The organism is Vibrio sp. 1288, assembly GCF_033344475.1.
The window spans coordinates 1-673 of sequence record NZ_JAWPOX010000585.1; the positions used below are offsets into that span (position 1 = coordinate 1).

1 protein-coding gene and 1 pseudogene are annotated in these 673 nt (G+C 47.0%); one reads left to right on the forward strand and one right to left on the reverse strand.

Going from position 1 to position 673, the window contains the following annotated elements:
- Positions 1-334: ATP-binding cassette domain-containing protein (locus tag R8O11_RS28170; RefSeq protein WP_318194993.1), on the forward strand; the 334-nt coding region annotated here is incomplete at its 5' end.
- Positions 335-404: 70 nt separating this feature from the next.
- Here R8O11_RS28170 and R8O11_RS28175 read toward each other — a convergent pair.
- Positions 405-673: pseudogene (locus R8O11_RS28175) on the reverse strand (D-serine dehydratase); the annotation flags it as partial.

Genomic DNA, 673 nt, shown 5'->3' on the forward strand with positions numbered 1-673 from the left:
TCTTGATGCTTGGTTGGGTGATGGCGGTCGTCAGCTTTCTGGTGGCGAGAAACGTCGTATTGGTATTGCGCGAGCGTTACTACGAGATGCTCCGATTTTGCTTCTTGATGAGCCAACCGAAGGCCTCGACAAGCGTACCGAACAAAAAATCATGGCGCTTTTCAACGAGTATTTTGCCAACAAGACGGTTGTGTTCATCACTCACCGACTCATCGAATTAGAGAACATGGACAACATTTGCCTTATGGAACACGGCGAGATCATTGAGCAAGGCGACCATCAAACGCTACTCGCTCAACACGGTCGTTATTACCAGTTGCTTCAATCTCTATAAGTAAGACTAAAAAAAGCTCATCTTCGGATGAGCTTTTTCATTGACTAACTCAACAAATTTGAAGAACGCTCTAACGACCAGACTTCGCCAAGTAAGCTGACATTTCAGCTTCTGGCACCATCCCTCCCCCGGTCGCCCAAACTAAGTGTGTGGCATTTTTCAAACGTTCATCCGTAAGCTGTAAACGAGTCTGGTAGTGTAGAGAACTCGAGACATGCACCGCGCCCATCATTCCGGCTAATGCAGAGGGCTCCAAATTGATGCCTTCTCGTTCGCTCAACTCTCCTAAAAGCTGATACATACGTTCATCCGTCACGGTGTAGTAACCATCAATTAACC